Annotated in this window: 23 protein-coding genes and 1 riboswitch; of the genes, 11 read left to right on the forward strand and 12 right to left on the reverse strand. The window is 72.2% G+C overall.

What is annotated here, in order from left to right; all coding sequences use genetic code 11:
• Positions 1-193: 193 nt before the first annotated feature.
• Both ACGFYQ_RS03795 and ACGFYQ_RS03800 read left to right on the forward strand, forming a co-directional pair.
• Entirely contained in the window at positions 194-1558 is a 1365-nt protein-coding gene (locus ACGFYQ_RS03795; RefSeq protein ID WP_393739531.1) for a class II 3-deoxy-7-phosphoheptulonate synthase, read from the forward strand.
• 160 nt (positions 1559-1718) lie between these two features.
• Positions 1719-1985, forward strand: a complete 267-nt coding sequence (locus ACGFYQ_RS03800; RefSeq protein WP_393739533.1) for a bacterioferritin-associated ferredoxin — start codon at positions 1719-1721, stop codon at positions 1983-1985.
• On the opposite strand, the gene bfr is transcribed toward ACGFYQ_RS03800, so the two are convergent.
• On the reverse strand, positions 1982-2461 hold the full coding sequence (gene bfr, locus ACGFYQ_RS03805; RefSeq protein ID WP_388554795.1) for a bacterioferritin: 480 nt from the start codon (positions 2459-2461) through the stop codon (positions 1982-1984). The two genes, ACGFYQ_RS03800 and bfr, sit on opposite strands and share 4 nt — an antisense overlap.
• 173 nt (positions 2462-2634) lie before the next feature.
• On the opposite strand from bfr, the gene ACGFYQ_RS03810 reads away from it, so the two are divergent.
• Positions 2635-3267: a sulfite oxidase-like oxidoreductase gene (locus tag ACGFYQ_RS03810; RefSeq protein ID WP_393739536.1), complete on the forward strand. Its 633-nt coding sequence runs from the start codon at positions 2635-2637 to the stop codon at positions 3265-3267.
• 181 nt (positions 3268-3448) lie between these two features.
• On the opposite strand, the gene ACGFYQ_RS03815 is transcribed toward ACGFYQ_RS03810, so the two are convergent.
• The 6 genes from ACGFYQ_RS03815 to thiO all read right to left on the reverse strand — a co-directional run bounded on the left by ACGFYQ_RS03815 (position 3449) and on the right by thiO (position 9374).
• Positions 3449-3964 carry a DUF4396 domain-containing protein gene (locus ACGFYQ_RS03815; RefSeq protein WP_393739538.1) on the reverse strand — a complete coding sequence of 172 codons (516 nt, stop codon included), beginning with the start codon at positions 3962-3964 and terminating at the stop codon, positions 3449-3451.
• Between the two features lie 78 nt (positions 3965-4042).
• Positions 4043-4948 (reverse strand): deoxyribonuclease IV, encoded by a 906-nt coding sequence (locus tag ACGFYQ_RS03820; protein WP_393739749.1) that lies wholly within the window; start codon positions 4946-4948, stop codon positions 4043-4045.
• 15 nt (positions 4949-4963) lie between these two features.
• Positions 4964-6874 carry a Stk1 family PASTA domain-containing Ser/Thr kinase gene (gene pknB, locus ACGFYQ_RS03825; RefSeq protein WP_393739540.1) on the reverse strand — a complete coding sequence of 637 codons (1911 nt, stop codon included), beginning with the start codon at positions 6872-6874 and terminating at the stop codon, positions 4964-4966.
• 315 nt (positions 6875-7189) lie between these two features.
• The gene (locus ACGFYQ_RS03830; RefSeq protein WP_393739542.1) at positions 7190-7984 is read right to left on the reverse strand and encodes a thiazole synthase; all 795 of its coding nucleotides are present in this window, start codon (positions 7982-7984) and stop codon (positions 7190-7192) included.
• A 5-nt stretch (positions 7985-7989) separates the two neighbouring features.
• Positions 7990-8208 (reverse strand): sulfur carrier protein ThiS, encoded by a 219-nt coding sequence (thiS, locus tag ACGFYQ_RS03835; RefSeq protein ID WP_393739544.1) that lies wholly within the window; start codon positions 8206-8208, stop codon positions 7990-7992.
• Positions 8205-9374, reverse strand: coding sequence for a glycine oxidase ThiO (gene thiO / locus ACGFYQ_RS03840; RefSeq protein WP_393739546.1), 1170 nt, complete (start codon positions 9372-9374; stop codon positions 8205-8207). Before thiO ends, thiS begins: the two co-directional genes overlap by 4 nt.
• A riboswitch (TPP riboswitch) is annotated at positions 9372-9484 on the reverse strand. It overlaps the preceding gene by 3 nt.
• A gap of 81 nt (positions 9485-9565) precedes the next feature.
• On the opposite strand from thiO, the gene ACGFYQ_RS03845 reads away from it, so the two are divergent.
• The 5 genes from ACGFYQ_RS03845 (at position 9566) to ACGFYQ_RS03865 (ending at position 14007) form a co-directional block, all read left to right on the forward strand.
• Positions 9566-10786 carry an NAD(P)/FAD-dependent oxidoreductase gene (locus ACGFYQ_RS03845; RefSeq protein WP_393739548.1) on the forward strand — a complete coding sequence of 407 codons (1221 nt, stop codon included), beginning with the start codon at positions 9566-9568 and terminating at the stop codon, positions 10784-10786.
• Positions 10787-10853: 67 nt separating this feature from the next.
• Positions 10854-11219, forward strand: coding sequence for an Rv2175c family DNA-binding protein (locus tag ACGFYQ_RS03850; protein ID WP_393739550.1), 366 nt, complete (start codon positions 10854-10856; stop codon positions 11217-11219).
• Between the two features lie 77 nt (positions 11220-11296).
• Entirely contained in the window at positions 11297-11932 is a 636-nt protein-coding gene (gene thiE, locus ACGFYQ_RS03855; RefSeq protein ID WP_393739552.1) for a thiamine phosphate synthase, read from the forward strand.
• A 230-nt stretch (positions 11933-12162) separates the two neighbouring features.
• Positions 12163-13077 (forward strand): methylenetetrahydrofolate reductase [NAD(P)H], encoded by a 915-nt coding sequence (metF, locus tag ACGFYQ_RS03860; RefSeq protein WP_393739554.1) that lies wholly within the window; start codon positions 12163-12165, stop codon positions 13075-13077.
• Between the two features lie 51 nt (positions 13078-13128).
• Entirely contained in the window at positions 13129-14007 is an 879-nt protein-coding gene (locus ACGFYQ_RS03865; RefSeq protein ID WP_393739556.1) for a hypothetical protein, read from the forward strand.
• A gap of 13 nt (positions 14008-14020) precedes the next feature.
• Here ACGFYQ_RS03865 and ACGFYQ_RS03870 read toward each other — a convergent pair whose 3' ends face one another.
• The 5 genes from ACGFYQ_RS03870 to ACGFYQ_RS03890 form a co-directional block, all read right to left on the reverse strand.
• Positions 14021-15436, reverse strand: a complete 1416-nt coding sequence (locus ACGFYQ_RS03870) for a phytoene desaturase family protein (RefSeq protein ID WP_393739558.1) — start codon at positions 15434-15436, stop codon at positions 14021-14023.
• A gap of 105 nt (positions 15437-15541) precedes the next feature.
• Positions 15542-16168 carry a DUF4126 domain-containing protein gene (locus ACGFYQ_RS03875; protein WP_393739560.1) on the reverse strand — a complete coding sequence of 209 codons (627 nt, stop codon included), beginning with the start codon at positions 16166-16168 and terminating at the stop codon, positions 15542-15544.
• Between the two features lie 105 nt (positions 16169-16273).
• On the reverse strand, positions 16274-16675 hold the full coding sequence (locus tag ACGFYQ_RS03880; RefSeq protein ID WP_328925249.1) for a DUF3040 domain-containing protein: 402 nt from the start codon (positions 16673-16675) through the stop codon (positions 16274-16276).
• A gap of 261 nt (positions 16676-16936) precedes the next feature.
• Complete coding sequence (locus ACGFYQ_RS03885; protein WP_393739563.1) at positions 16937-17695, reverse strand: methyltransferase; 759 nt, start codon at positions 17693-17695, stop codon at positions 16937-16939.
• An 88-nt stretch (positions 17696-17783) separates the two neighbouring features.
• A complete protein-coding gene (locus tag ACGFYQ_RS03890) occupies positions 17784-18308 on the reverse strand; it encodes an SAV_6107 family HEPN domain-containing protein (RefSeq protein WP_393739565.1) in 525 nt (174 codons plus the stop codon).
• A gap of 172 nt (positions 18309-18480) precedes the next feature.
• Here ACGFYQ_RS03890 and ACGFYQ_RS03895 point away from each other — a divergent pair, with 172 nt between their 5' ends.
• The 3 genes from ACGFYQ_RS03895 to ACGFYQ_RS03905 are packed head-to-tail and all read left to right on the forward strand — an operon-like array spanning position 18481 to position 22074.
• Complete coding sequence (locus ACGFYQ_RS03895) at positions 18481-19350, forward strand: ATP-binding cassette domain-containing protein (RefSeq protein WP_393739567.1); 870 nt, start codon at positions 18481-18483, stop codon at positions 19348-19350.
• Positions 19322-21409: a YhgE/Pip family protein gene (locus tag ACGFYQ_RS03900; RefSeq protein ID WP_393739569.1), complete on the forward strand. Its 2088-nt coding sequence runs from the start codon at positions 19322-19324 to the stop codon at positions 21407-21409. The genes ACGFYQ_RS03895 and ACGFYQ_RS03900 overlap by 29 nt, the downstream gene beginning before the upstream one ends.
• Before the next feature lie 29 nt (positions 21410-21438).
• Positions 21439-22074 carry a TetR/AcrR family transcriptional regulator gene (locus tag ACGFYQ_RS03905; protein ID WP_393739571.1) on the forward strand — a complete coding sequence of 212 codons (636 nt, stop codon included), beginning with the start codon at positions 21439-21441 and terminating at the stop codon, positions 22072-22074.
• The last annotated feature ends 57 nt before the right edge of the window (positions 22075-22131 follow it).

Here is a 22131-nt window from a genome sequence, read left to right on the forward strand (position 1 = left end):
GGCCACCACCAGTTCTGGTTCGACTGCGACGCGTACATGGGGGCGACCCTAACCCACCCTCTCGGCGGAGGCGAAGGATCCACCCTTCCAGGGCATGTCCGGAATTGGCGGTTCCAGCCACTGGCGGCCGGTACGGGAGATATCTGTCTCACGTTGTGGGCGCCTGGCTGGACGAGGCGTGTGACGCCGTAATGTGTACGAGGTGACCGTGAACGCTGAAATCCAAGCCCCCGCCGCCAAGGCGACCTGGCGAGACCTTCCTGCGGCGCAGCAGCCTTCGTACCCCGATGCCGAGGCTCTGCGCGCTGTCGTCGCGGACCTCGAGTCGTATCCTCCGCTCGTCTTCGCGGGCGAGTGCGATCAGCTGCGCGCCCGCCTGGGAGCCGTCGCCAAGGGCGAGGCGTTCCTGCTGCAGGGCGGCGACTGCGCCGAGGCCTTCGACGCCGTGTCCGCCGACCACATCCGCGCCAAGCTGAAGACGCTGCTCCAGATGAGCGCCGTCCTGACGTACGCGGCCTCCGTGCCGGTCGTCAAGGTCGGCCGTATCGCGGGCCAGTACTCCAAGCCGCGCTCCAAGGACACCGAGACCCGCGACGGCGTCACCCTGCCGACCTACCGCGGCGACTCCGTCAACGGCTTCGCCTTCACCGAAGAGGCCCGGATCCCGGACCCCGAGCGGCTGAAGCGCATGTACCACGCGTCGGCCTCGACGCTGAACCTGGTGCGCGCCTTCACCACCGGTGGTTACGCCGACCTGCGCCAGGTGCACGCCTGGAACCAGGACTTCGTGAAGTCCTCCCCGTCCGGGCAGCGCTACGAGCAGCTCGCGCGGGAGATCGACAACGCGCTGAACTTCATGAAGGCGTGTGGCACCGACCCGGCCGAGTTCAAGGCCGTCGAGTTCTACGCCTCCCACGAGGCGCTGCTGCTCGACTACGAGGGCGCGCTGACCCGCACCGACTCGCGGACCGGCAAGCTGTACGACACCTCGGGCCACATGGTCTGGATCGGCGAGCGCACCCGCCAGCTGGACCACGCGCACATCGAGTTCTGCTCGCAGATCGCCAACCCGATCGGCATCAAGCTCGGCCCCACCACCACGGTGGACGAGGCGCTGACGTACATCGACCGGCTGGACCCCGAGCGCGAGGCGGGTCGGCTGACCTTCGTCGTCCGCATGGGCGCCGACAAGGTCCGCGACAAGCTCCCCGAGCTCGTCGAGAAGGTCACCGCCTCCGGTGCGACCGTCGCCTGGGTCACCGACCCGATGCACGGCAACACCTTCGAGGCGGCCTCCGGCCACAAGACGCGCCGTTTCGACGACGTGCTCGACGAGGTCAAGGGCTTCTTCGAGGTCCACAAGGGCCTCGGCACCCACCCGGGCGGCATCCACGTCGAGCTCACCGGTGACGACGTCACCGAGTGCGTGGGCGGCGGCGACGAGATCTTCGTCGACGACCTGCACCAGCGCTACGAGACGGCCTGCGACCCGCGGCTCAACCGCAGCCAGTCCCTGGACCTTGCGTTCCTGGTCGCCGAGATGTACCGCGATCAGTAAGCAGGGATCAGTACGTAGGAACGTATGACAGTGGGGCGCGGATCCATGTGATCCGCGCCCCACTGTCGTATCCGGGTCTTTTAGGTCACCCTAACTTTGGGTACGGTTAGGTAAGCCTCACCGCACAGGGGACGGCTGTAGAACCATTCCGCTTCGGGAGGTGAACCGCGTGTACGTCTGCTCTTGCTTCGGCATCACCGACCAGCAGGTCAAGGAACACGCGGCCGCCGGGGCCTGCACCCCCCGCCAGATCGCCTCCGCCACCAAGGCCGGCACCGAGTGCGGCTCCTGTGTGCGTGCCATCCAGGGCCTCCTCGGCCGCGGGACCTGCCCGCGCCGGGAACTGCTGGAGAAGGGCAGTGCGGCGGCCGTGCTCGCCGCCGACCCGCAGCTCGTCCCCGAGCCCGCGCTGGCCGAAGCGGCCTAGCTCTCCGGCTGCTCGATCAGCTGCGCGATGTAGAGCGGCTCCCCGATGCTCTCGATGAGCTCCAGCTGGGTGTCGAGGTAGTCGATGTGGTGCTCCTCGTCCTCCAGGATCTCCTCGAAGAGCCGGGCCGAGGTGATGTCGCCCTTGCCGCGCATGACCTCGATGCCGCGCTTGAGCCTGTCGATCGCCTCGACCTCGACCTGCCGGTCCGCCTGGAACATCTCCGTGATCGTCTGGCCGACGCGCACGTGGAAGAGGCGCTGGTAGTTCGGCAGACCGTCGAGCATCAGGATGCGCTCGGTGATCTTGTCCGCGTGCTTCATCTCGTCGATGGACTCTTCACGCGTGTACTTGGCGAGCTTGGTCCAGCCCTTGTTGTCCTGGATGCGGTAGTGCAGCCAGTACTGGTTGATGGCCGTCAGCTCACCGGTCAGCTGCTCGTTCAGAAACTCAAGGACCTCGGGGTCGCCCTGCATCGCAGAGGCTCCTTCCAGGCAATGTCAGCTACGTGACGGGGTAGGTGGGCGCATCCTCGCACCGCCGTGGGGGGCAGTCCAGTAAGTGCCTCCTTAGTGGGAGTTACCGCGACTTGCCCGAATCGGCTCGGAGCTGGTCATGACCACCCCGCCACGTCTGTCACCATGGAGGCATGGGTCAGCCGGAAAGCCGGGAATCTCCGGGAGCAGAGCAGCTGGAGCTTCCACCGGGGCAGCGGTTGCAGCGGGGCTGGCCGGTCACCCACTACGGTCCCGTACCCAAGTTCAAGCCTGACCGCTGGGAGTTCCGCGTCTTCGGCGCGACGGCCGACGGTGACAAGCACTGCTGGAACCACGAGGAGTTCGCGGCCCTGCCGTTCGAGTCGGTCGTGGCGGACCTGCACTGCGTCACGAAGTTCAGCATGACGGGCGCCGAATGGGGCGGTGTGCTCGCCCGTACGATCCTCGCCCTGGCGCCGCCGTCGCCGCAGGTCACACACGTGATGGTGTGGGCCGAGTACGGCTTCAGCTCCAATATGCGGCTGGCCGACTTCGCCTCCGAGCGGACCGTCTTCGCCACCCACCAGGGCGGAGAACTGCTCACCGCCGAGCACGGTTTCCCGCTGCGCCTCGTGGTCCCGCACCTGTACGCCTGGAAGGGCCCCAAGTGGGTCCGCGGCGTCGAGTACATGACCGCCGACCGCCGGGGCTTCTGGGAGGAGCGGGGCTACCACAACATCGGCGACCCCTGGCGCGAGCAGCGCTACTCGTACCAGGAGGAGCCGGGGGAAGGCCCCGAGCTCTAGGGGGTGTCCGGTGGATCAGGGCCGGGCCCGGGGCGTCTGGCACCGCGCCTTGCCGCGTTGTCGTCGGTCGCCGACGCTCCGCGTCGCCTCCCTCCTCCGCCTTGCAACGCACGGCACCAGACGCCCCGGGCTGTCCGGCCCTGATCCACCGGACACCCCCTAGGGCCGGGCTCCTGGTGCCTCAGTGGTACTGGTGGACGACCGCGTGACCCTTGCCGCGGCCGATCATCCACTTGTTGACCGGGGTCGTGACCACGAAGGCGGCCACCAGCGAGATCGCCAGGACGATCCAGAACAGCGGTTCCGACAGGTGCGCGTCCATCGCGCCCGGCCAGAAGGCGATCACGCCGTTGTCGATCAGTTCCATGACGGCGATCGAAAGGGTGTCCGCGGCGAGCGCCACCCGGATGGCGGTGCGGAGGCCGACGCCGGCCGCGAGGATCCCGCGCAGGGTGAGCGCGTAGCCGAAGAAGAACGCCAGGACGATCGCCGTGATCATCGTCGCGACGTTCCCCCAGCCCAGCGCGGTGCCGATGACCATGCCGAGCACCTCGCCGATGGCGCATCCGGTGAGGCAGTGGAGGGTGGCCTTGGCGGCCATGGCCCAGCTGACGTTCCCTTGGAGGTGCTCGTGGTGCTCATGCTGCCCGTGGTGCTCGTCGTGCTGGTGTTCGTGGTGTGCGTGCGCGTGCTCCATGACGACCCCCTGAGTGGGACAAGCCGAGTAGCGGTTCCGTCGACATGACAGAACCGTATACCCCCTGGGGGTATTCCCTCAAGGACGCAGCCGCTTCAGCAGCGCCACGTCCGCCGCATGTCCTTCCTTGCCGCCGGGCGTCTCGATGATCAGCGGTACGCCCGCCATCGCCGGATGCGTGAACAGCTCGGCGAAGGCCTCCCGGCCGATGTGGCCCTGGCCGATGTTGGCGTGCCGGTCCTTGTGGGCGCCGACGCCCTCCTTGGAGTCGTTCGCGTGGACCAGCTTCAGCCGGCCCTCGCCCGCCGTGTCCACCAGCAGGTCCAGCGTCAGCTTCGTCCCGCCCGGCTCCGCGAGATCGTGTCCGGCCGCGAAGATGTGGCAGGTGTCCAGGCAGATCCCCAGCTTCGGGTGGTGGTCGAGCGCCTCGAAGTACGGCCCGAAGTCCTCGGCCCGCGAGCACAGCGACGAGCCCTGGCCGGCCGTGGACTCCAGCAGCAGGAAGGGGTCGTCGTCGTGCGTCAGCTCTTCCAGCAGCGGCAGCATGTACTGCCTGACCTGCGCGTACGCCGCCTCGCGCGGGCGGCCTCCGGTGGCCGAGCCGGTGTGCACGACCACCCCGAGCGCGCCGATCTCCCGGCCCCGGCGCAGCGAGTGGCGCAGGGACTCCACCGACTTCTCGACGGTCGCCTCGGTGTGCGAGCCGAAGTTGATCAGGTACGGGGCGTGTACGTAGGCCGGCCGGGACTCGGCCGCGCACTCGGCGCGGAAGAGCTCGTCCTGCGCCGGATTGCCCACCGGTGTGGCCCAGCCGCGCGGATTGGCCACGAAGACCTGGACCGCCTCCGCGCCCATCTCCCGCGCGTACGTCAGCCCTACCGAGGCGAGCCCGCCCGCGACGGGGACGTGCCCGCCCACGGGGTTGCGGACGGCCTGCGCCGAACGGTCCTGCTCAGCGTGCTCGACGTGCTCGACGTGCTTCACGTACTCCACGTACCCCTACAGTCCCTTGGTCCTGATGATGATCGTGCTGCCCTCGGGGGCGTTCTGCCCGCCGGGCACCGACTGGGACTCCACGGTCTTGCTGAAGGAGAGGAACGGCCGCTCCACCTTCACCTTGAAGCCCGCGACCTCCAGCGCCTTGCGTGCCGCGTCCACCTCCTGGCCGGTCACGTCCGGGACCGGGAGCTGGCGGGGGCCCTTGGAGAGGGTCAGAGTGACGGTGTCCCCGGCCGCGGCCTGCGTTCCGGCGCCGACGGACTGGTTCGCGACCGTGCCGACCGGCGAGGGGGCGTTGACCTGCTCGGGGGCCGTGGCCACCTTGAGGCCGAGGCCCTCCAGGGTGGAGCGCGCCTGCTCGAACGGAATCCCGGCCACGGTGGGCACGGGGATCGGGCGGCCCTTGCTGACGACCAGCGCGACCGCCGTGTCGGGGGCCCGCTTCTCGCCACCCACCGGGTCGGAGCCGATCACCGAGCCCTGGGCGATGTCCTGGCTGAAGGCCTGCGTGACCTTGCCGGGAGCCAGCCCGGCCTTCGTCAGCTCGGCCTTGGCCTCCTCCAGCGGCCGGCCCTTCAGGTTGGGCACGGCCACGACCTCGGGGCCTCGGGAGATGGTGAGCGTCACCGCGCCGTTGCCGCGGATCCGGCCGCCGCCGGGGGGATCGGTGTTCATCACCGTCCCGCGGTCGAAGGCGTCGCTGAACTTCCGGTCGACCCGCTTCACGCCGAGGCCGGCCGCGGACAGCTGGGACTTGGCCTGCTCCTCGGTCTTGCCGAGGAGGTTGGGGACCTTGGTGAACTGGCCGGAGTTGATGTACCAGACGCCCGTGCCGAGGCCGAGGGCCAGCAGGACGCCGACGACGACGAGGAGCGTGCCGCGGCGCGGCCGGCGCCGGCCTGGGTCCGGTGCCGGGGCGGGCGGCGGCGGGGGCGGCATCTCCAGCCGGGAGGTGTGGTGCACGGGCTGGTGTGCGGCCACCGGGCGCGGGATCACGCCGGTGCGGTCCTCGGCGGACGACCGCTCCTCGGCGCGAGCCTGCGGCGGCACGGCGTCCAGCTCGGCGTCGCTGAGCCGGAGCCGGGCCTCGCGGGCGAGGCCGAGCAGCGCGGCGGCGTCGGAGGGGCGCAGCTCCGGATTGCGCGCGGTGGCGTGCGCGACGAGCTCGTCGAGACCGACGGGGAGCCCGGGGACGGCGGCCGACGGCGGCGGTACGTCTTCGTGCAGGTGCTGGAAGAGCACCTGGGCGGGGGAGCCGCCGGTGTGGGGCTTGGAGCCGGTGAGCATCTCGTAGAGGACGACACCGCAGGCGTAGACGTCCACGCGGGTGTCGCTGACGCCGTTCTCGATCTGCTCGGGGGCCAGGTAGGAGACGGTGCCGAGGACGGACCCGGTGGTGTTCGTGACGGAGTCCACGGACCGGACCAGCCCGAAGTCGGCGACCTTCACCCGGCCGTCGTCGCCGATCAGGACGTTCTCGGGCTTCATGTCGCGGTGCACGAAGCCGGCCCGGTGGGCGGCACCGAGGGCGGCGAGCACGGGCTCCAGGATGTCGAGCGCGGCCCGGGGCTGGAGGGCGCCGCGCTCGCGGAGCACGTCGCGCAGGGTGCAGCCGGAGACGTATTCCATGGCCAGGTAGACGTACGGCCCGTCCGTGCCCTGGTCGAAGACGGCGACGACATTGGGGTGGGCGAGCCGGGCCACGGACTTCGCCTCCCGGATGAACCGGTCGACGAAGGCGGCGTCCGCGGCGAGCGCCGGGTGCATGACCTTCAGGGCCAGGACGCGGTCCAGGCGGGTGTCGACGGCCCGGTAGACCGTGGCCATGCCGCCGGCCGCGATGCGGGCGTCGACGCGGTAGCGGCCGTCGAGCACGCGCCCGACGAGGGGGTCATCCAGGGTCGTATCCACCCGGCGATTCTACGAGGGGCCGGTGCGGGCCGAACCCGCCGCCCGGTGCCTTGCAGCGCACCTGTGACGTGACCCCCGGGCACGCGCCGCCGCCGGGCCGACCCCCGCGCCTCAAACGCCGGCGGGCTGAAAGACCGGGGCTCCGCCCCGCACCCCGCGCCTCAAACGCCGGCGGGGCTCAAAGATCCGGGCTCCGCCCCGGACCCCGCGCCTCAAACGCCGGCGGGGCTGGATTTTGGCTGGTGCCGTCTGCTTGGCGCGGGCGCGGAGCGCCGTAGGGGGTCCGGGGCGGAGCCCCGGCAGGCGGGCCGCAGGTCAGAACGCCGGGCGTTCCGGGTCGAGGGCGGCCCGGCCCTCCGCAGGAGACGAGGCGTGGGCGAAGCGCCGCTGCGGGATGCGCCCCGCGCGACGGGCGAGGCGCCCCGCCGACACCGCGTCCCGCATGGCCGCAGCCATCAGCACCGGCTCCTGCGCCCGCGTCACGGCCGACGCCAGCATCACCGCCGCACAGCCGAGTTCCATCGCCAGCGCCACGTCCGAGGCCGTGCCCGCCCCCGCGTCCAGGATGACGGGGACGGACGCCCGTTCCGTGATCAGCTCGAAGTTGTGCGGATTGCGGATGCCCATCCCCGACCCGATGGGGGACCCGAGCGGCATGATCGCCGCGCAGCCCGCGTCCTCCAGCTTCCGCGCGAGCACCGGATCGTCGTTCGTGTACGGGAGGACCGTGAAGCCCTCGTCCACGAGGACCTCGGCGGCGTCCAGCAGCTCGACGCCGTCGGGCAGGAGGGTCCGCTCGTCCGCGACCACCTCCAGCTTGATCCAGTCGGTGCCCAGCGCCTCCCGCGCGAGCCGTGCCGTGAGCACGGCCTCACCCGCCGTGAAGCACCCCGCCGTGTTCGGCAGGACGGCGATGTCCAGCTTCGACAGGACGGAGAGGACGGATCCCTGGACCGTCGGGTCGAGCCGGCGCATGGCCACCGTGGTGAGTTCGGTGCCGGATGCGACCAGGGCGCGTTCGAGGACGTCCAGGCTCGGGGCGCCGCCCGTACCCATGATCAGGCGGGAGGAGAAGGTCCGGCCGCCGAGGACGAAGAGGTCGTCTGCCATGGCCGTCAGCCTCCCTGGACCGCGGTGAGGACCTCGACCCGGTCGCCCTCGCCCACCGGCGTGAGCGGCCACTGCCCGCGCGGGACCACGGTCTCGTTGAGCGCTGCGGCGACGCCGGAGGGGGCCGCCGTCAGGGTGGCGACCACCGCGTCGAGCGTGGTGCCGGCCGCGACCTCGAGCGGCTCGCCGTTGACGGAGACGGAAACGGAGACGGGGAGGGTCATGCGTACGACTCCTGACGTGCGGCGGAGAACCGGCGGGGGGTGAAGGGGCGTGCGATCGGCGGCAGTTCGCCGGTGGTCAGCAGCTCCGCCAGCACGTCGCCGGTGAGGGGGGTCAGCAGCACCCCGTTGCGGTAGTGCCCGGTGGCCAGGTGCAGGCCGGGCAGGTCGGTCGGGCCGAGCAGCGGGGCGTTGTCGGGGGAGCCCGGCCGCAGCCCCGCGCGGGTCTCGGTGAGCGGGAGTTCGGTGATGCCGGGCACCAGCTCGTGGGCGTCGCGCAGGAGTTCGTAGACCCCGCCCGCGGTGACCGTGGTGTCCCAGCCGAGCTCCTCGCTGGTGGCGCCGACGACGAGTTCGCCGTTCTCGCGCGGGACCAGGTAGACGTGGCTGCCGCGCACGACCGCCCGTACCGTCCGCGACAGGAACGGCGCATAGGCGGCAGGCACCGTGAGCCGCAGCACCTGGCCCTTCACCGGCCGTACGGGGGCCACGACCTCCGGCGGGACGCCCGCCAGCCGCCCGCTGAGCGAGCCCGCCGCCAGCACCACCTGGTCCGCGCGCAGCTCCGTACCGTCGTCGAGCAGGGCCCCGGCCGCCCGGTCGGCGGTGACCAGCAGCCGCTCCGCCGCCGCCCGGTGGACGGCCACGCCGGCCCCCTCACAGGCGGCCAGCAGCGCGGCCGCGAGCCGCCGCGGGTCGACCTGGTGGTCGCCGTCCACCCGCAGGCCGCCCCGGACCCCCGGGGCCAGCATCGGCTCCAGCCGGCGGCACTCCCGGCCGGTGAGCCACTCGGACTCCAGGCCGCAGCGGCGCTGCAGGGCGTGCAGCTCCCGCAGGTGGAGCCGGTCGTCGGCGTCGAGGGCGACGGCGAGGGTGCCGCAGGCCCGGTAGCCGATGTCCAGACCGCCGCTCGCCTCGGCCAGCTCGGCGGCGAACTCCGGATAGCGCGCGGCGGAGGCGAGACCCAGACCCAGCAGGGCCTCCTCGCCGTAGTGCAGCTCGGTCACGGGCGCGAGCATCCCGGCCGCGACCTGGGCGGCGCCCCCGCCGGGGGCCGGGTCGGCCAGTACGGTGCCGAGGCCCCGACGGGCAGCCCGCCAGGCGGTGACGAGTCCGATGATCCCGCCCCCGATGACGAGGACGTCGGATCCCTTCCGAGAAGAATGCATGGGCGTCCAGCCCCTCCCTTCGCCGGCATGACCCGGATCAGGTTCGTACGGTCGGAGGCCGGCCAGCCTCCCTCTCAGCCCGGTGCGCCCGGACTCCCGCGATAGGTACGGTGGCCAGACTAACCCCGGTCCGGACAGCGGGTAAGGCGGCACCTATTCCTGGCGGCCCGTCAGGTGATTAGGGTGGCCGGGTGAGTGAGCAGACGGAGCAGAACCCGAGCGGCGTCGTGATCGTGGGCGCCGGAATGGCCGGCGTGCAGACCGCGGTCGCCCTGCGCGAGCAGGGCTTCACCGGCCCCGTGACCCTGCTGGGCGCCGAGCCCCACCAGCCCTACGACCGGCCACCGCTGTCCAAGGCGGTGCTGCTCGGCAAGGCCGAGGACTCCGCCTTCGACGTGGACTTCGAAGGGCTCGGCATCGAGCTCCGGCTCGGCACGGAGGTCACCGGGCTGCGGGCCGCCGAGCGCGAGCTGGACACCGAGGCGGGACCGGTCCCGTACGGGGTCCTCGTGCTGGCCACCGGCGCCGTGCCGCTGACCCTGCCCGGGACGGAGGGCGTTCCCGGCGTGCACCTGCTGCGGACGCTGGACGACGCGGCGCGGCTGCGCCCGGTCCTGGCCGAGGCGCCCCGGGCGGTGGTCGTCGGCGCGGGCTGGATCGGCGCGGAGTTCGCCACCGCGGCCCGGGAGGCGGGCTGCGAGGTGACCGTGGTCGAGGCGGCGGACCGGGTCCTGGCGGGGGCGCTGCCGGCGGAGGTCGCCGCCCCGATGGCGCGCTGGTACGAGGAGGCGGGCGCCGAGCTGATCACCGGCGCGAAGGTCTCCGGCGTCGAGGAGGGCCGGGTGCTGCTCGCGGACGGGCGCGCCCTGCCGGCCGGCGCGGTGGTGGTGGGTATCGGAGCCCGCCCCGCCACCGGGTGGCTGGCCGGGACCGGCGTCGAACTGGGCCCCGACGGCTCGGTCACCGCCGACGCGTACCTGCGTACCTCCCTGCCCGGGGTGTACGCGGTCGGCGACTGCGCCTCCTTCCCCTCGGCCCGCTACGGGACGCGGCTGCTCGTGCACCACTGGGACAACGCGCTCCAGGGCCCGCGGGCGGTCGCGGCGAACATCCTGGCCGGGGAACCGGTCCAGGTGTACGACCCGGTGCCGTACTTCTGGTCGGAGCAGTTCGGGCGCTTCGTCCAGTACGCAGGCCACCACGCCGGGGCCGACACCCTGCTCTGGCGCGGCGACCCGGCCGGCCCCACCTGGTCGGTGTGCTGGCTGCGCGACGGCGTCCTGGTCGCGGTCCTGGCCGTGGGCCGCCCCCGCGACCTGGCGCAGGGCCGAAAGCTGATCGAGACGGCGGCCGCGGTGGACCCGGCCAAGGTCTCCGACCCGGCGGTTCCGCTCAAGTCGACCCCCTTGTAGTCCCGGCCGGACCACGGACGGGCGGCTCCGGTACCGGGTGCCGGTCCGAGATGGCAGGCTTGTACCCGTGACCGAGATTGACGCAAAGATCGATTCCCTTGTCCCCTCGTGGCTGTACCTCCCCGACATCGCGGAGATGCTCGACATCGAGGTGACCCGGGTCCGCCAGATGGTCAAGGAAGGGCAGCTGATCGCCGTACGCAGGGGCGAGAACCGCGCCCTGCAGGTGCCGGCCCCCTTCATCGACGGCGACAAGGTCGTCAAGGGCCTGGTCGGCCTGCTGACCGTGCTGCGCGACGACCGCTTCACCGAGGAGGAGATCCTTGAGTGGCTCTTCACCGAGGACCCGACCCTGCCCGGCACCCCCGTGCAGGCGCTGAGCGAGAATCGCGGCACGGAGGTGAAGCGCCGCGCTCAGGCGCTCGCCCTCTGACCTGATCCGCATCCGCTCCACCGCGGTGTACGGGCCCGCGGGGCTCGTACACCGCCTCCATCCCGGGGGGTACACCCATGCAGCTGTCCGACGCCCGGCTCTACCTCTGCACGGACGCCCGCAAGCGCCAGGGTGACCTCCCCGAGTTCCTGGACGCCGTGCTGGCCGGCGGCGTGGACATCGTCCAGCTCAGGGACAAGGGCATGGAGGCCGGGGAGGAGCTCGAACACCTCCAGGTCTTCGCCGAGGCCGCCCGGCGCCACGGCAAGCTCCTCGCCGTGAACGACCGCGCCGACGTCGCGCACGCCATCGGCTCCGACGTCCTGCACCTCGGCCAGGGCGACATCCCCGTCCCCGCCGCCCGCGCCATCCTCGGCGACCAGGTGCTGATCGGCCGTTCCTGCCACGCCGAGGCCGAGGTCGACGCGGCCGTCGCCGAGCCCGGCGTGGACTACTTCTGCACCGGCCCCTGCTGGCCCACCCCCACCAAGCCCGGCCGCTTCGCCCCCGGCCTCGGGCTCGTCCGGTACGCGGCCTCCCTGGAGCAGGACCGGCCCTGGTTCGCCATCGGCGGCATCGACAGCGCGAATCTGGACGAGGTGCTGGACGCCGGAGCCACCCGTGTCGTCGTCGTCCGCGCCCTCACCGAGGCCACCGACCCGGGTGCGGCCGCCGCGGACCTCGCCAAGCGCGTCCGGGCCCGGCTCGGCTGAGTCCTGTCCGCTTCCCGCCCGCCCGGTCTGTCCGCTTCCTGTCCGCTGTCGTCCGCCCGGATGGACACCCGGACAGCCGTAGCGCGTTTCGCCCGGATACCCGGACAGCCGTAGCGCGCCCTTGCGGATTAGGAACCGCTCGGCCGGAGCCGCGCGACCAGGTGTCCAAAAACGTGTCCAAAAGGCGGACAGCGCTTCGGCGTCCGCCGGGCCGCGTCTAACCTGCCCGTATGGCCTCTGGTACCGCTTCCACCTGGTCGGATCGTGCACACACGGTCCGCGACCTCCTCGCGTCCGGGCGCTCGTACTCCTTCGAGTTCTGGGCCCCCAAGACGGAGAAGGGCGAACGCAACCTCTGGAACGCCCTGCGCAGGGTCGAGGCGGTATCCCCCAGCTTCGTCTCCGTGACCTACGGAGCCGGCGGCTCCACCCGCGGCGGCACCGTCCGAGCCACCCAGCAGATCGCCGCGGACACCACGCTGACCCCCGTCGCGCACCTCACCGCCGTGGACCATTCGGTCGCTGAGCTGCGCAATGTCATCGGGCAGTTCGCCGACGCCGGGATCCGGAACATGCTCGTCGTGCGCGGAGATCCGCCGGGCGACCCGATGGGCGACTGGGTGGCCCACCCCGACGGCGTGCACTACGCAGCGGACCTGGTCCGGCTCGTCAAGGAGTCCGGCGACTTCTGTGTCGGCGTCGCGGCCTTCCCCGAGATGCACCCCCGCTCGACGGATTGGGACACGGACATCCGGCACTTCGTGGACAAGTGCCGCGCCGGAGCGGACTATGCGATCACACAGATGTTCTTCGATCCGGAGAACTATCTGCGGCTGCGCGACAGCGTCGAGAAGGCCGGCTGCGAGACCCCGATCATCCCCGAGGTCATGCCTGTTGTGGCGATCAAGCAGCTCGACCGGCTGCCCCAACTCAGCAATGCGCTCTTCCCCGAGAACGTGAAAGAGCGCATGCTCGCGGTCAAGGACGATCCGGCCGCTGTACGCTCCATTGGCATCGAGTTCGCCACGGAGTTCTGCGCGCGGCTGCTGTCCGAGGGTGTCCCAGGGCTGCACTTCATCACGCTGAACAATTCCACGGCGACTCTCGAGATCTACGAGAACCTGGGCCTGCACCAGCGGGCCTGACCGGCTGGCCCCCGTTTCCCACGCGGTCGGCCGTACCGAGAGGGGCCATGCATGGGTATGACGGTCCTCTACATCGCGTTCGGCTTCGTCGCGCTGTGGCTGCTTGCCGAGGTCTTGATGCAGTACAAGGCCCGGCTCCGCTGGCGCCTGCTCGCCTTCGCCGGGTTCCTCGGCGTGGTCGCCGGGGTGATCCTGCCGTCGGTGCTGGTCATCGGCGCCGGGGCGGCCGCGTTCGCCCTGGGCCAGACCCTGGTGACGCTCTCCTTCCGCAAGGGCTTCGTCGCCGGCTGGGCGCTGCGCCGCGGCGGGGAACCCGTACGGCAGTCCCGGCGGCGCCGGTCCGGCGGTCCGCGCCCGCAACCCGCCCTCGAAGTCACCGCGCTGGAGTACGAGGACGCGGACGGCGCCGGGGAGCAGCGGCAGTTCCAGGCCGAAGCCGAGGTCGAGGCCGAAGAGGTCTACAGCCCGCAGCCGATGCCCGAGGACACCGGTTCCTACGGGATACAGAGCTTCGCGCCCGCTCCCGAGGCGGGCCAGACGGCGGCCTTCGCCTCGCCGTTCACCACGGCGGAGCAGGAAGCCCACCAGTACGCGGCGTACTACGACCAGCAGAACCAGGGCGTCGGCGGCGGGTACGACTACTCCGCCGGCTATCCGACGGGCGATCAGCAGCAGGTCTACGCCGCCTACTCGGACCCGTACATCGGCACCGGCGGCGGTGTCGGACCGCCCGCGGCCTACGACTACTCGGCCTACACCCAGTACCCCGACTACGGGCAGCAGCAGTACGCGATGGACACCCCGCCCGGCGGGGTGTGGGTCCCGCAGCAGCGGGATGTGGCCCAGCCCTATCCGGCGGAGGAGCAGGCCGAGCAGCCGCAGCAGTACCCGTACCCCCAGCAGGGCGAGTACGAGCAGTACCGCTACTGAGCGGGCCGGCGGGTCACTGGGAGCCGCGGAACTCCGCGCCCTCCACGATCAGCCCGGCCACCAGGGCCCCGGTCATTCCGGCGTGCGCCAGTCCGCCGCCGGGGTGCGCCCAGCCGCCCGCCAGGTAGAGCCCCGGCACGGCCGTGGTGTTGGCGGGGTACAGCAGCCGGCCCCCGGCCCCCGCGAGGGCGGGCGCGGGCACCGCGCCGCCCACCGCGCCGGTCGCCGCCTCGACATCGGCCGCAGTGCGCGCCTCGTGCCACAGCAGCCGCTCCCGCAGCCCCGGTACGGCCTTCCCGGCGAGCTCCAGCAGTTCCTCCGGCCCCGCGCCCCCGGGCCCGCACACGGTGCTGACCGTGACCGCCTCGTGGTCCGCGTCGGGGCGGGTGGCGGGGTCGTCGGGGCGCATGACGGTGACGTCCAGGCCGGGGGAGTGCACCAGGGTGCGGTGGACGGCGTCGGAGGGGCGGGCTCCGCGCAGCGCGAGGAAGAGCGTGAGGCGGCTGGGCAGGTCCTCCCCGCGGGCGGGGACCGCCTGCGGCGGCCACGGCAGGGAGGCGGCCGGCAGCAGCCGCGGGTCGATCCCGCAGACGACGGAGTCGGCGGCCACCTCGCCGCCGTCGGCCAGCCGCAGACCGGCCGCCCGGCCCCGCGGCGCGAGGACCTCCCGGACCTCCGCCCCGAAGACGAACTCCACCTTCCGTTCCCGGCAGCGCTCGTGGACGGCGGTGGCCAGCGCCCGCATCCCGCCGCGGACGTACCAGCTGCCGAAGGTCTGCTCCATGTACGGCAGCACGGCGGCCGAGCCTGGCGCCCGGCCGGGGTCGATCCCGTACGCGCGCACCAGGCCGGTCAGCAGCTCGCCGAGGCCGCCGCCCAGCTCCCGGTCGGCCACCTCGGCGAGGGTCGGCGGGCGGCGGCGCAGCAGGCCGCTCCGGCGCAGGGCGGGGTACGGGTCGTCGGACAGCGCCCGCCGGTCCGCGCGCAGCGGCTCCTCCAGCAGCGGGCGGCGGGTGGCGTCCCAGGCGTCACGGGCGCGGCCGAGAACGGCGTTCCAGCGCTCGCCGGCGCCCGGGCCGAAGGCCCCGTCGAGGGCGGCGGCGACACCGCCGTGCGAGGCGCCGGGGAGGGTGACGTCGACGCCGTGGCGGGGGAGGACGTGCCGGACGGCCGGGTCGGCCTGGACCATGTCGACACAGGTCTCCAGGGGCCGCTTGCCGGTCTTCACGAAGAGGTCGCGGTAGACGGCGGGCAGGTGCAGCAGCCCCGGCCCGGTGTCGAAGGCGAAGCCCTCGCGCTCGTACCGGCCGACCGCGCCGCCGTACGTCGCCGCGCGCTCGTACACCGTCACCCGGTGCCCTGCCACGGCCAGCCGGGCCGCCGTCGCCATCGCGCCCATCCCGGCGCCGATCACCGCAATTCGTGCCATGCGGCTGAGCCTATCGAGGCCGTACGCGGTGATCGGCGGGGTGGTCGGACGGCCGGTCGGCGCGGTGGTCGGACGGCCGGTCGGCGCGGTGGCCGGGGCGGGTGGTCAGCGGGGCGGGGCTCCGGTGGCCTCGCGGGCCTCGGCGGCCAGCCGCTTCTCCTCGCGGCGCTGGGCACGGCGGCGCAGGAAGCGGCGGATCCGGGTCCAGAGGAAGATCAGTATGGCCAGTCCGGCGGCCAGCAGGACGGCCGCGATGATCGCCGCGGCCTCGGGATTGAACATCGCGAAGGTTATGATCCCGGCCACGCCGAGGTCCTCGGCCATGCTCATGGCGACGTTGCTGAACGGCTCGGGCGAGGTGTTGATCGCCATCCGGGTGCCGGCCTTGACGAAATGGCTGGCCAGCGCGGTGGAGCCGCCGACCGCGCCGGCGGTGATGTCGGAGAGCGAACCGCTCTGGCCGGCCAGCAGCGCGCCCACCACGGCACCGGACACCGGGCGGATCACGGTGTGGGCGGCGTCCCAGACCGAGTCCACATACGGGATCTTGTCGGCGACCGCCTCGCAGAGGAACAGCACCGCCGCGACGATCATCACGTCGGTGCGTTGCAGCGAGGCGGGGACCTCGTCGGACAGGCCGGTCGCGCCGAAGATGCCGAGCAGGAGGACCACGGCGTACGCGTTGATCCCACTGGCCCAGCCACTGGTGAAGACCAGGGGGAGCACACTCATTCGATCATCATGCCGCAGAAAGGGTGAGCGGACGGGCAGAACGCACAACAGTGAAGGGGACGGCCGCACACGGCGGCCGTCCCCTTCACTCACGATGTCCGGGGGCTACTGCCCCTGTTCGTCACGGCGGCGCTGCCACCGTTCCTCGATGCGGGTCATCATCGACCGACGCTGCCGGTTCCGGCCACGGGCCGAACCGCCTGCACTTCCGGAGACGGGCTGTTCGCCAGGCTTGGGTGCCTTGCGCCAACCGGTGACCACGAGGACCGTACAGCCCAGCATGACGAGGAAACCCACCACGCTGATCCACAGTACGTTCGGCACGATCACACCGGTCATGAGGAGCGCGATACCCACCAGAATGCCTACGACTGCCTGGTAGACCCGTCGCCGGGTGTACGTACGCAGTCCGCTGCCCTCAAGCGCTGTCGCGAACTTGGGATCTTCGGCGTACAGCGCTCGCTCCATCTGCTCGAGCATTCGCTGCTCGTGCTCCGAGAGCGGCACGGGAGTCCTCCTCATCCGTCGGTCGCGGGGGGTAGCGACCAGGGGTCCCCTTCAGGATAGGCGGGGAATCGCCCCCGTGATACCCGCCCTCTACGCCAGGCTGTCAGCACAGCCCTTGAAACCCGTACCGCCGCGGGAGCGGTCCCTGAGGCGTTAATTCCCCAATGGTCCGTCCACCATGCCGGTCACTGCCCCGATCATACGGGGCGGACCGCCGGTTCGGAGGGTGTGTGGCCGACTCCATGCGCGGAAGATCGCAGATCAGGCCTGCTTCTCGCCCAGCACGTGCAGTTGCGTGGCCACGGCGTGGAAGGCCGGCAGCTCCGCGGCGGCCTCCTCCAGACGCAGCAGCGCCTCCACGGCGCCCGGTTCGGTGTCCACCAGGACCCCCGGAACGAGGTCCGCGAAGATCCGCACGCCGTGGACGGCGCCGACCGTCAGTCCGGCCCCGCCGACCAGCTCGGAGAGCTGCTCGGCGGTGAAGCGGCGCGGCACCGGGTCGCCGGATCCCCAGCGGCCGGCCGGGTCGGTGAGGGCGGTACGGGCCTCCGTGAAGTGTCCGGCCAGGGCGCGGGCGAGCACGGCCCCGCCGAGGCCGGCGGCGAGCAGGCTGAGCGTGCCGCCGGGGCGCAGGGCCGCCACCGTGTTGGCCACGCCCTCGGCCGGGTCGTCCACGTACTCCAGCACGCCGTGACAGAGCACCACGTCGTAGGCATCGCGCTCGACGACGTCCAGCAGGCCCTGGGCGTCGCCCTGCACTCCGCGGACCAGGTCGGCGACGCCGGCCTCGGCCACCCGGCGCTCCAGTCCGAACAGCGCGTTCGGGCTGGGGTCGACCACGGTGACCCGGTGGCCCAGGCGGGCCACCGGCACGGCGAACTTGCCGGTGCCGCCACCGGTGTCCAGCACGTCCAGCACGTCCCGCCCGGTCACCTTCACCCGGCGGTCGAGCGCCTCCTTGAGGACCTCCCACACCACGGCGGTGCGAAGGGAGGCGCGGGGGCGGGAAGTGTCCGACACGGCTGATGGCTCCTCGGCGCGGTGGGGAAGGGGGGAGCGGTCAGTGCCCCGCCCCGCCCCACCCTATTGCCTTCCGCCACCGGTCAGCTCATCCCGCGTCCGGACGCTCCGGGCGCGGCTGCGGCACCCCCTGCGGCAGCGTCTGCTGCGCCGGCCGGATCGCGAGCATCCGCTCCACCAGGCGCAGGAACATCTCGACGGCACGCACCAGATCGTCCGCGTCCCGGCCGGTCGCCGCGTCCGCTATCCCCGCCTCGGCCCGGGCCCGGCGAGCGGCGCCGGAGGCGAAGAGCGCGCTCCACTCGGTCAGCTCCGGCGCTATCTCCGGCAGTACCTCCCACGCGCTGCGGATCCGCGGCCGCCGCCGCGGGCCGACCGGCTCGGGCCGCCCGCGCGCGGCGAGCACGGCCGCGGCGGTCCGCAGCGCGGCGAGGTGGGCGGTGGCGTACCGCTCGTTGGGCCGGGTCAGCCGGGCGGCCTCGGCCAGGCCGGTGCGGGCCTTGGCGAGCAGGTCGAGAGCGGCCTTGGGGTATCCCCGCGGCGGAGCCGTAGGGGAGGGAGCTGCCGACCGCCGCAGGACGGGGTGGACAGGGGACGGGGACGGTGTGGCCATGACGAACCTCCTGTCGATGCGTTCCAACCATCGTGACGGGCGCCACTGACAATCGCTCTGACCTGCGATTTTACGGTCAATCCCGGGGGAATTGCCCCCCGTTGCCCACCCCGTGCGCCGGAAGGTGCTAGTTTTTGAACTGACCGGTCAGTTCAAAAGAAGGGGGGACGGCGTGGACAGCCCGCACGGCGCGGCCGTCAAAGCCGAGGACTTCGGACTCAAGGGCCCGCGCGGCTGGGCCTTCCGGGGAGTCGGCATCGACGCGGCGCCCGGCTCGCTCATCGCGGTCGAAGGCCCCTCCGGTACCGGCCGGACATGTCTGCTCCTGGCCCTCACCGGACGGATGAAGCCCACCGCGGGCCACGCCGAGATCGGCGGCCACCGGCTGCCGAAGCACATGTCGGCCGTCCGCCGGATCGCCGCCCTCGGCCCGGTCTCCGGGGTCACCGACCTCGACCAGGCCCTCACCGTCGCCGAACAGCTGCGCGAGGGCGCCCTGCTCCACCGCCACTACGACGGCCCGGTCCGCGCCCTGCTGCGCCCCCCGGCCGAGCGCCGGGCGGACGCCCGGGCCCGGATCGACGCCGCCCTGGACGCCGCGGGGCTGGACCTCGCCGCGCTGCCCAAGGGGCCGCGCACCTCCGTACGGGACCTGGAACGCCTGGAGTCCGTACGGCTGTCCGTGGCCATCGCCCTGCTGGGCTCGCCGCGGCTGCTGGCCCTGGACGACCTCGACCTGAAGCTCTCGGACGCCGAGCGCATCGAGGCCTGGGCCCTGCTCCGCTCGATCGCCGCCGGCGGGACCACCGTCCTCGCGGTGTGCAGCGAGGCCCCCGACGACGCGCTCGTCCTGCGGACCGGCCCGGCGGAACCGGCCGGCGAGGCCGAGGTCGAGTCGGCAGCGGCAGCGACAGCCGAAGCCGAAGCCGAGAACGACGAAACCGACGCCGACGACGAAACCGCCGCCGACACCGACACCGACACCGAGAACGACGACACGAAGGGGGCGGACGATGCGCTCGCCGAAGCTGGCCGCGCTTGAGCTGAAGCGGTTCGGGCGGGGGAAGCTGCCCGCGGCCGCTCTCGTCGCGCTGCTCCTGATCCCGCTGCTCTACGGAGCCCTGTACCTGTGCTCCTTCTGGGACCCGTACAAGCGCCTGGACAAGGTGCCCGTCGCCCTCGTCAACGCCGACAAGGGCACGACCGTCGACGGCAAGCGCATCGACGCCGGCGGCGAGATCGCCAAGAAGCTCCACGACAGCAAGACCTTCGACTGGCGCGAGGTGAGCGCCGGCGAGGCGGCGAAGGGGCTGGAGAAGGGGACCTACTACCTGTCCCTCACGATGCCCGCCGACTTCAGCGAGAAGATCGCCTCCAGCTCCGGTGAGGACCCCACCACCGGCGCCCTCCAGGTCCGCACCAACGACGCCAACAACTACATCGTCGGCTCGATCTCGCGCACCGTCTTCTCCGAGGTCCGCTCGGCGGCGTCGACCAACGCCTCCCGCGGTTTCCTCGACAAGATCTTCGTCAACTTCTCCGACCTGCACGACAAGACCGCCGAGGCCGCCGACGGCGCCGACAAGCTCAAGGACGGTGCGGGCAAGGCCCAGGAAGGCGCGAAGGAACTCGCCGACGGTCTCGACACGGCCGAGGAGAAGACCGGCGAGCTCAACAGCGGCCTGCAGAAGCTCAACTCGGCCGCGGCCAAGCTGGAGACCGGCTCGAAGGACGTCGCGGACGGCACCCAGACCCTCGCCGACAAGGTCAACGGGGCCGCCGACAAGGCCCGTCCCTTCGTCAAGGACCCCAAGAACCTGGCGGACACCGCCGAGCTGGTCGCCGACTCCGCGAAGGTCGTGAACAACCACCTCGACACGTTCGCCGCGAAGGCCCCGGCCGCCGCCGCGGCCGCCAAGAAGGCCTCCGCGGGCGCGGACGCCTACTACACCAAGCACTGCCTCACCCCGGGCCTCGAACCGCACCTGGCCTCCTGCCCCGACCTGAAGAAGGTCAAGGACGACGCCGCCGAGGCCGCCGAACTCACCGGGGACGTCAGCACCCTGGTCAAGAACGCGAACGGCGACGTCACCAAGCTCCGCACCCAGCTGACCGACCTGGAGAAGAAGGCCCGGGAGCTCGTCGACAAGGCCCCCCAGCTCGCGGGCGACCTCGAAGCGGCCGTCGCCAAGGTCAACGCCCTCAACACCGGCGCCCACAAGGTCGCCGCCGGCATGGCCCAGCTGCACACCGGCCTCGGCACCGCCACCACCGGCTCCGGCGCCATCAAGGAGGGCGTCGGCAAGCTCGGCGACGGCGCGCACACCCTCGACGGCGGCATGTACAAGCTGGTCGACGGCAACCGCGACCTCGCCGACGGCCTCCACAAGGGCGCCGGCCAGATCCCCGACTACGACCAGCAGCAGCGCGACACCCGCACCGAGGTCATGGCCGACCCGGTCCGGCTCGCCAACCAGTCCCTGCACAAGGCGCCCAACTACGGCACCGGCTTCGCCCCCTACTTCATCCCGCTCTCCCTCTGGGTCGGCGCGATGGTCGCCTACATGCTCATCGCCCCGCTCAACCGGCGGGCCCTGGCCGCCGGTGCCTCGCCCTGGCGGATCGCCCTCGCCGGCTGGCTGCCCGTGGCGGGCATCGGCGCCGCGCAGGTGAGCCTGCTCATGGCCGTGCTCCACTGGGGACTCGGCCTGGAAATGGCCCGCCCGGCCCTCACCATCGGCTTCCTGATGCTGGTCACCGGCTGCTTCGCGGCGATCGTCCAGTGGCTCAACGCCAAGTTCGGCGCCGCCGGGCGGATCCTGGTCCTCGCCGTCCTGATGCTCCAGCTGACTTCGGCGGGCGGCACGTACCCCGTACAGACCAGCCCGGGCTTCTTCAACGCCATCCACCCGTACCTGCCGATGTCGTACGTCGTCGAGAGCCTGCGCCGCCTCATCACGGGCGGCGACCTCGCCCCCGTGTGGCAGGGTGGCGCGGTCCTGGTGGCCTTCACGGCGGGCGCGCTCGCCCTCACCGCGCTGGCCGCTCGCGGCAAGCAGGTGTGGACCATGGACCGGCTCCACCCGGATCTGAGTCTGTAAGGAGCCGTTGACCTGTGAGAATCAGCGCCATGGAAAGCAGCACCGGGACGGGCACGGGCACCGGCGGCGGCCGCCGCCAGGCCACCCGCCAGAAGCTTTACGAAGCGGCCGTGACCCTCATCGCCGAGCAGGGGTTCTCCGCGACCACGGTCGAGGAGATCGCCGAGCGCGCGGGCGTCGCGAAGGGCACCGTCTACTACAACTTCGCGAGCAAGAACGACCTCTTCGAGGAGCTGCTGCGGCACGGGGTCGGACTGCTGACCGCCTCGCTGCGGACGGCGGCGGAGGAGACGGAGGCGCGCGGCGGCAGCCGCGTCGAGGCGCTCGACGCGATGATCCGGGCCGGTCTCGTCTTCATCGACCGGTACCCGGCCTTCACCCAGCTCTACGTCGCCGAGCTGTGGCGGACCAACCGGGCGTGGCAGTCCACGCTGATGGTCGTCCGGCAGGAGGCGGTGGCCGTGGTGGAGACGGTGCTGCGGGAGGGCGTCGAGCGGGGGGAGCTGAGCGCCGAGATCGACGTGCCGCTGACCGCCGCCGCGATGGTCGGGATGGTGCTGGTGGCGGCCCTGGACTGGCAGTCCTTCCAGAGCGAGCGGTCCCTCGACGACGTGCACTCGGCGCTGTCGCTGCTGCTGCGTGGCCGGGTCAGCGGGAACCGCTGAATCCGGGCGGGCCGACCCCCCAGTCGGCGGTGCCGCCGGGGCGCCGCAGCCCGTACA

This window comes from Streptomyces sp. NPDC048258 (assembly GCF_043201995.1).
Lineage (GTDB): Bacteria > Actinomycetota > Actinomycetes > Streptomycetales > Streptomycetaceae > Streptomyces.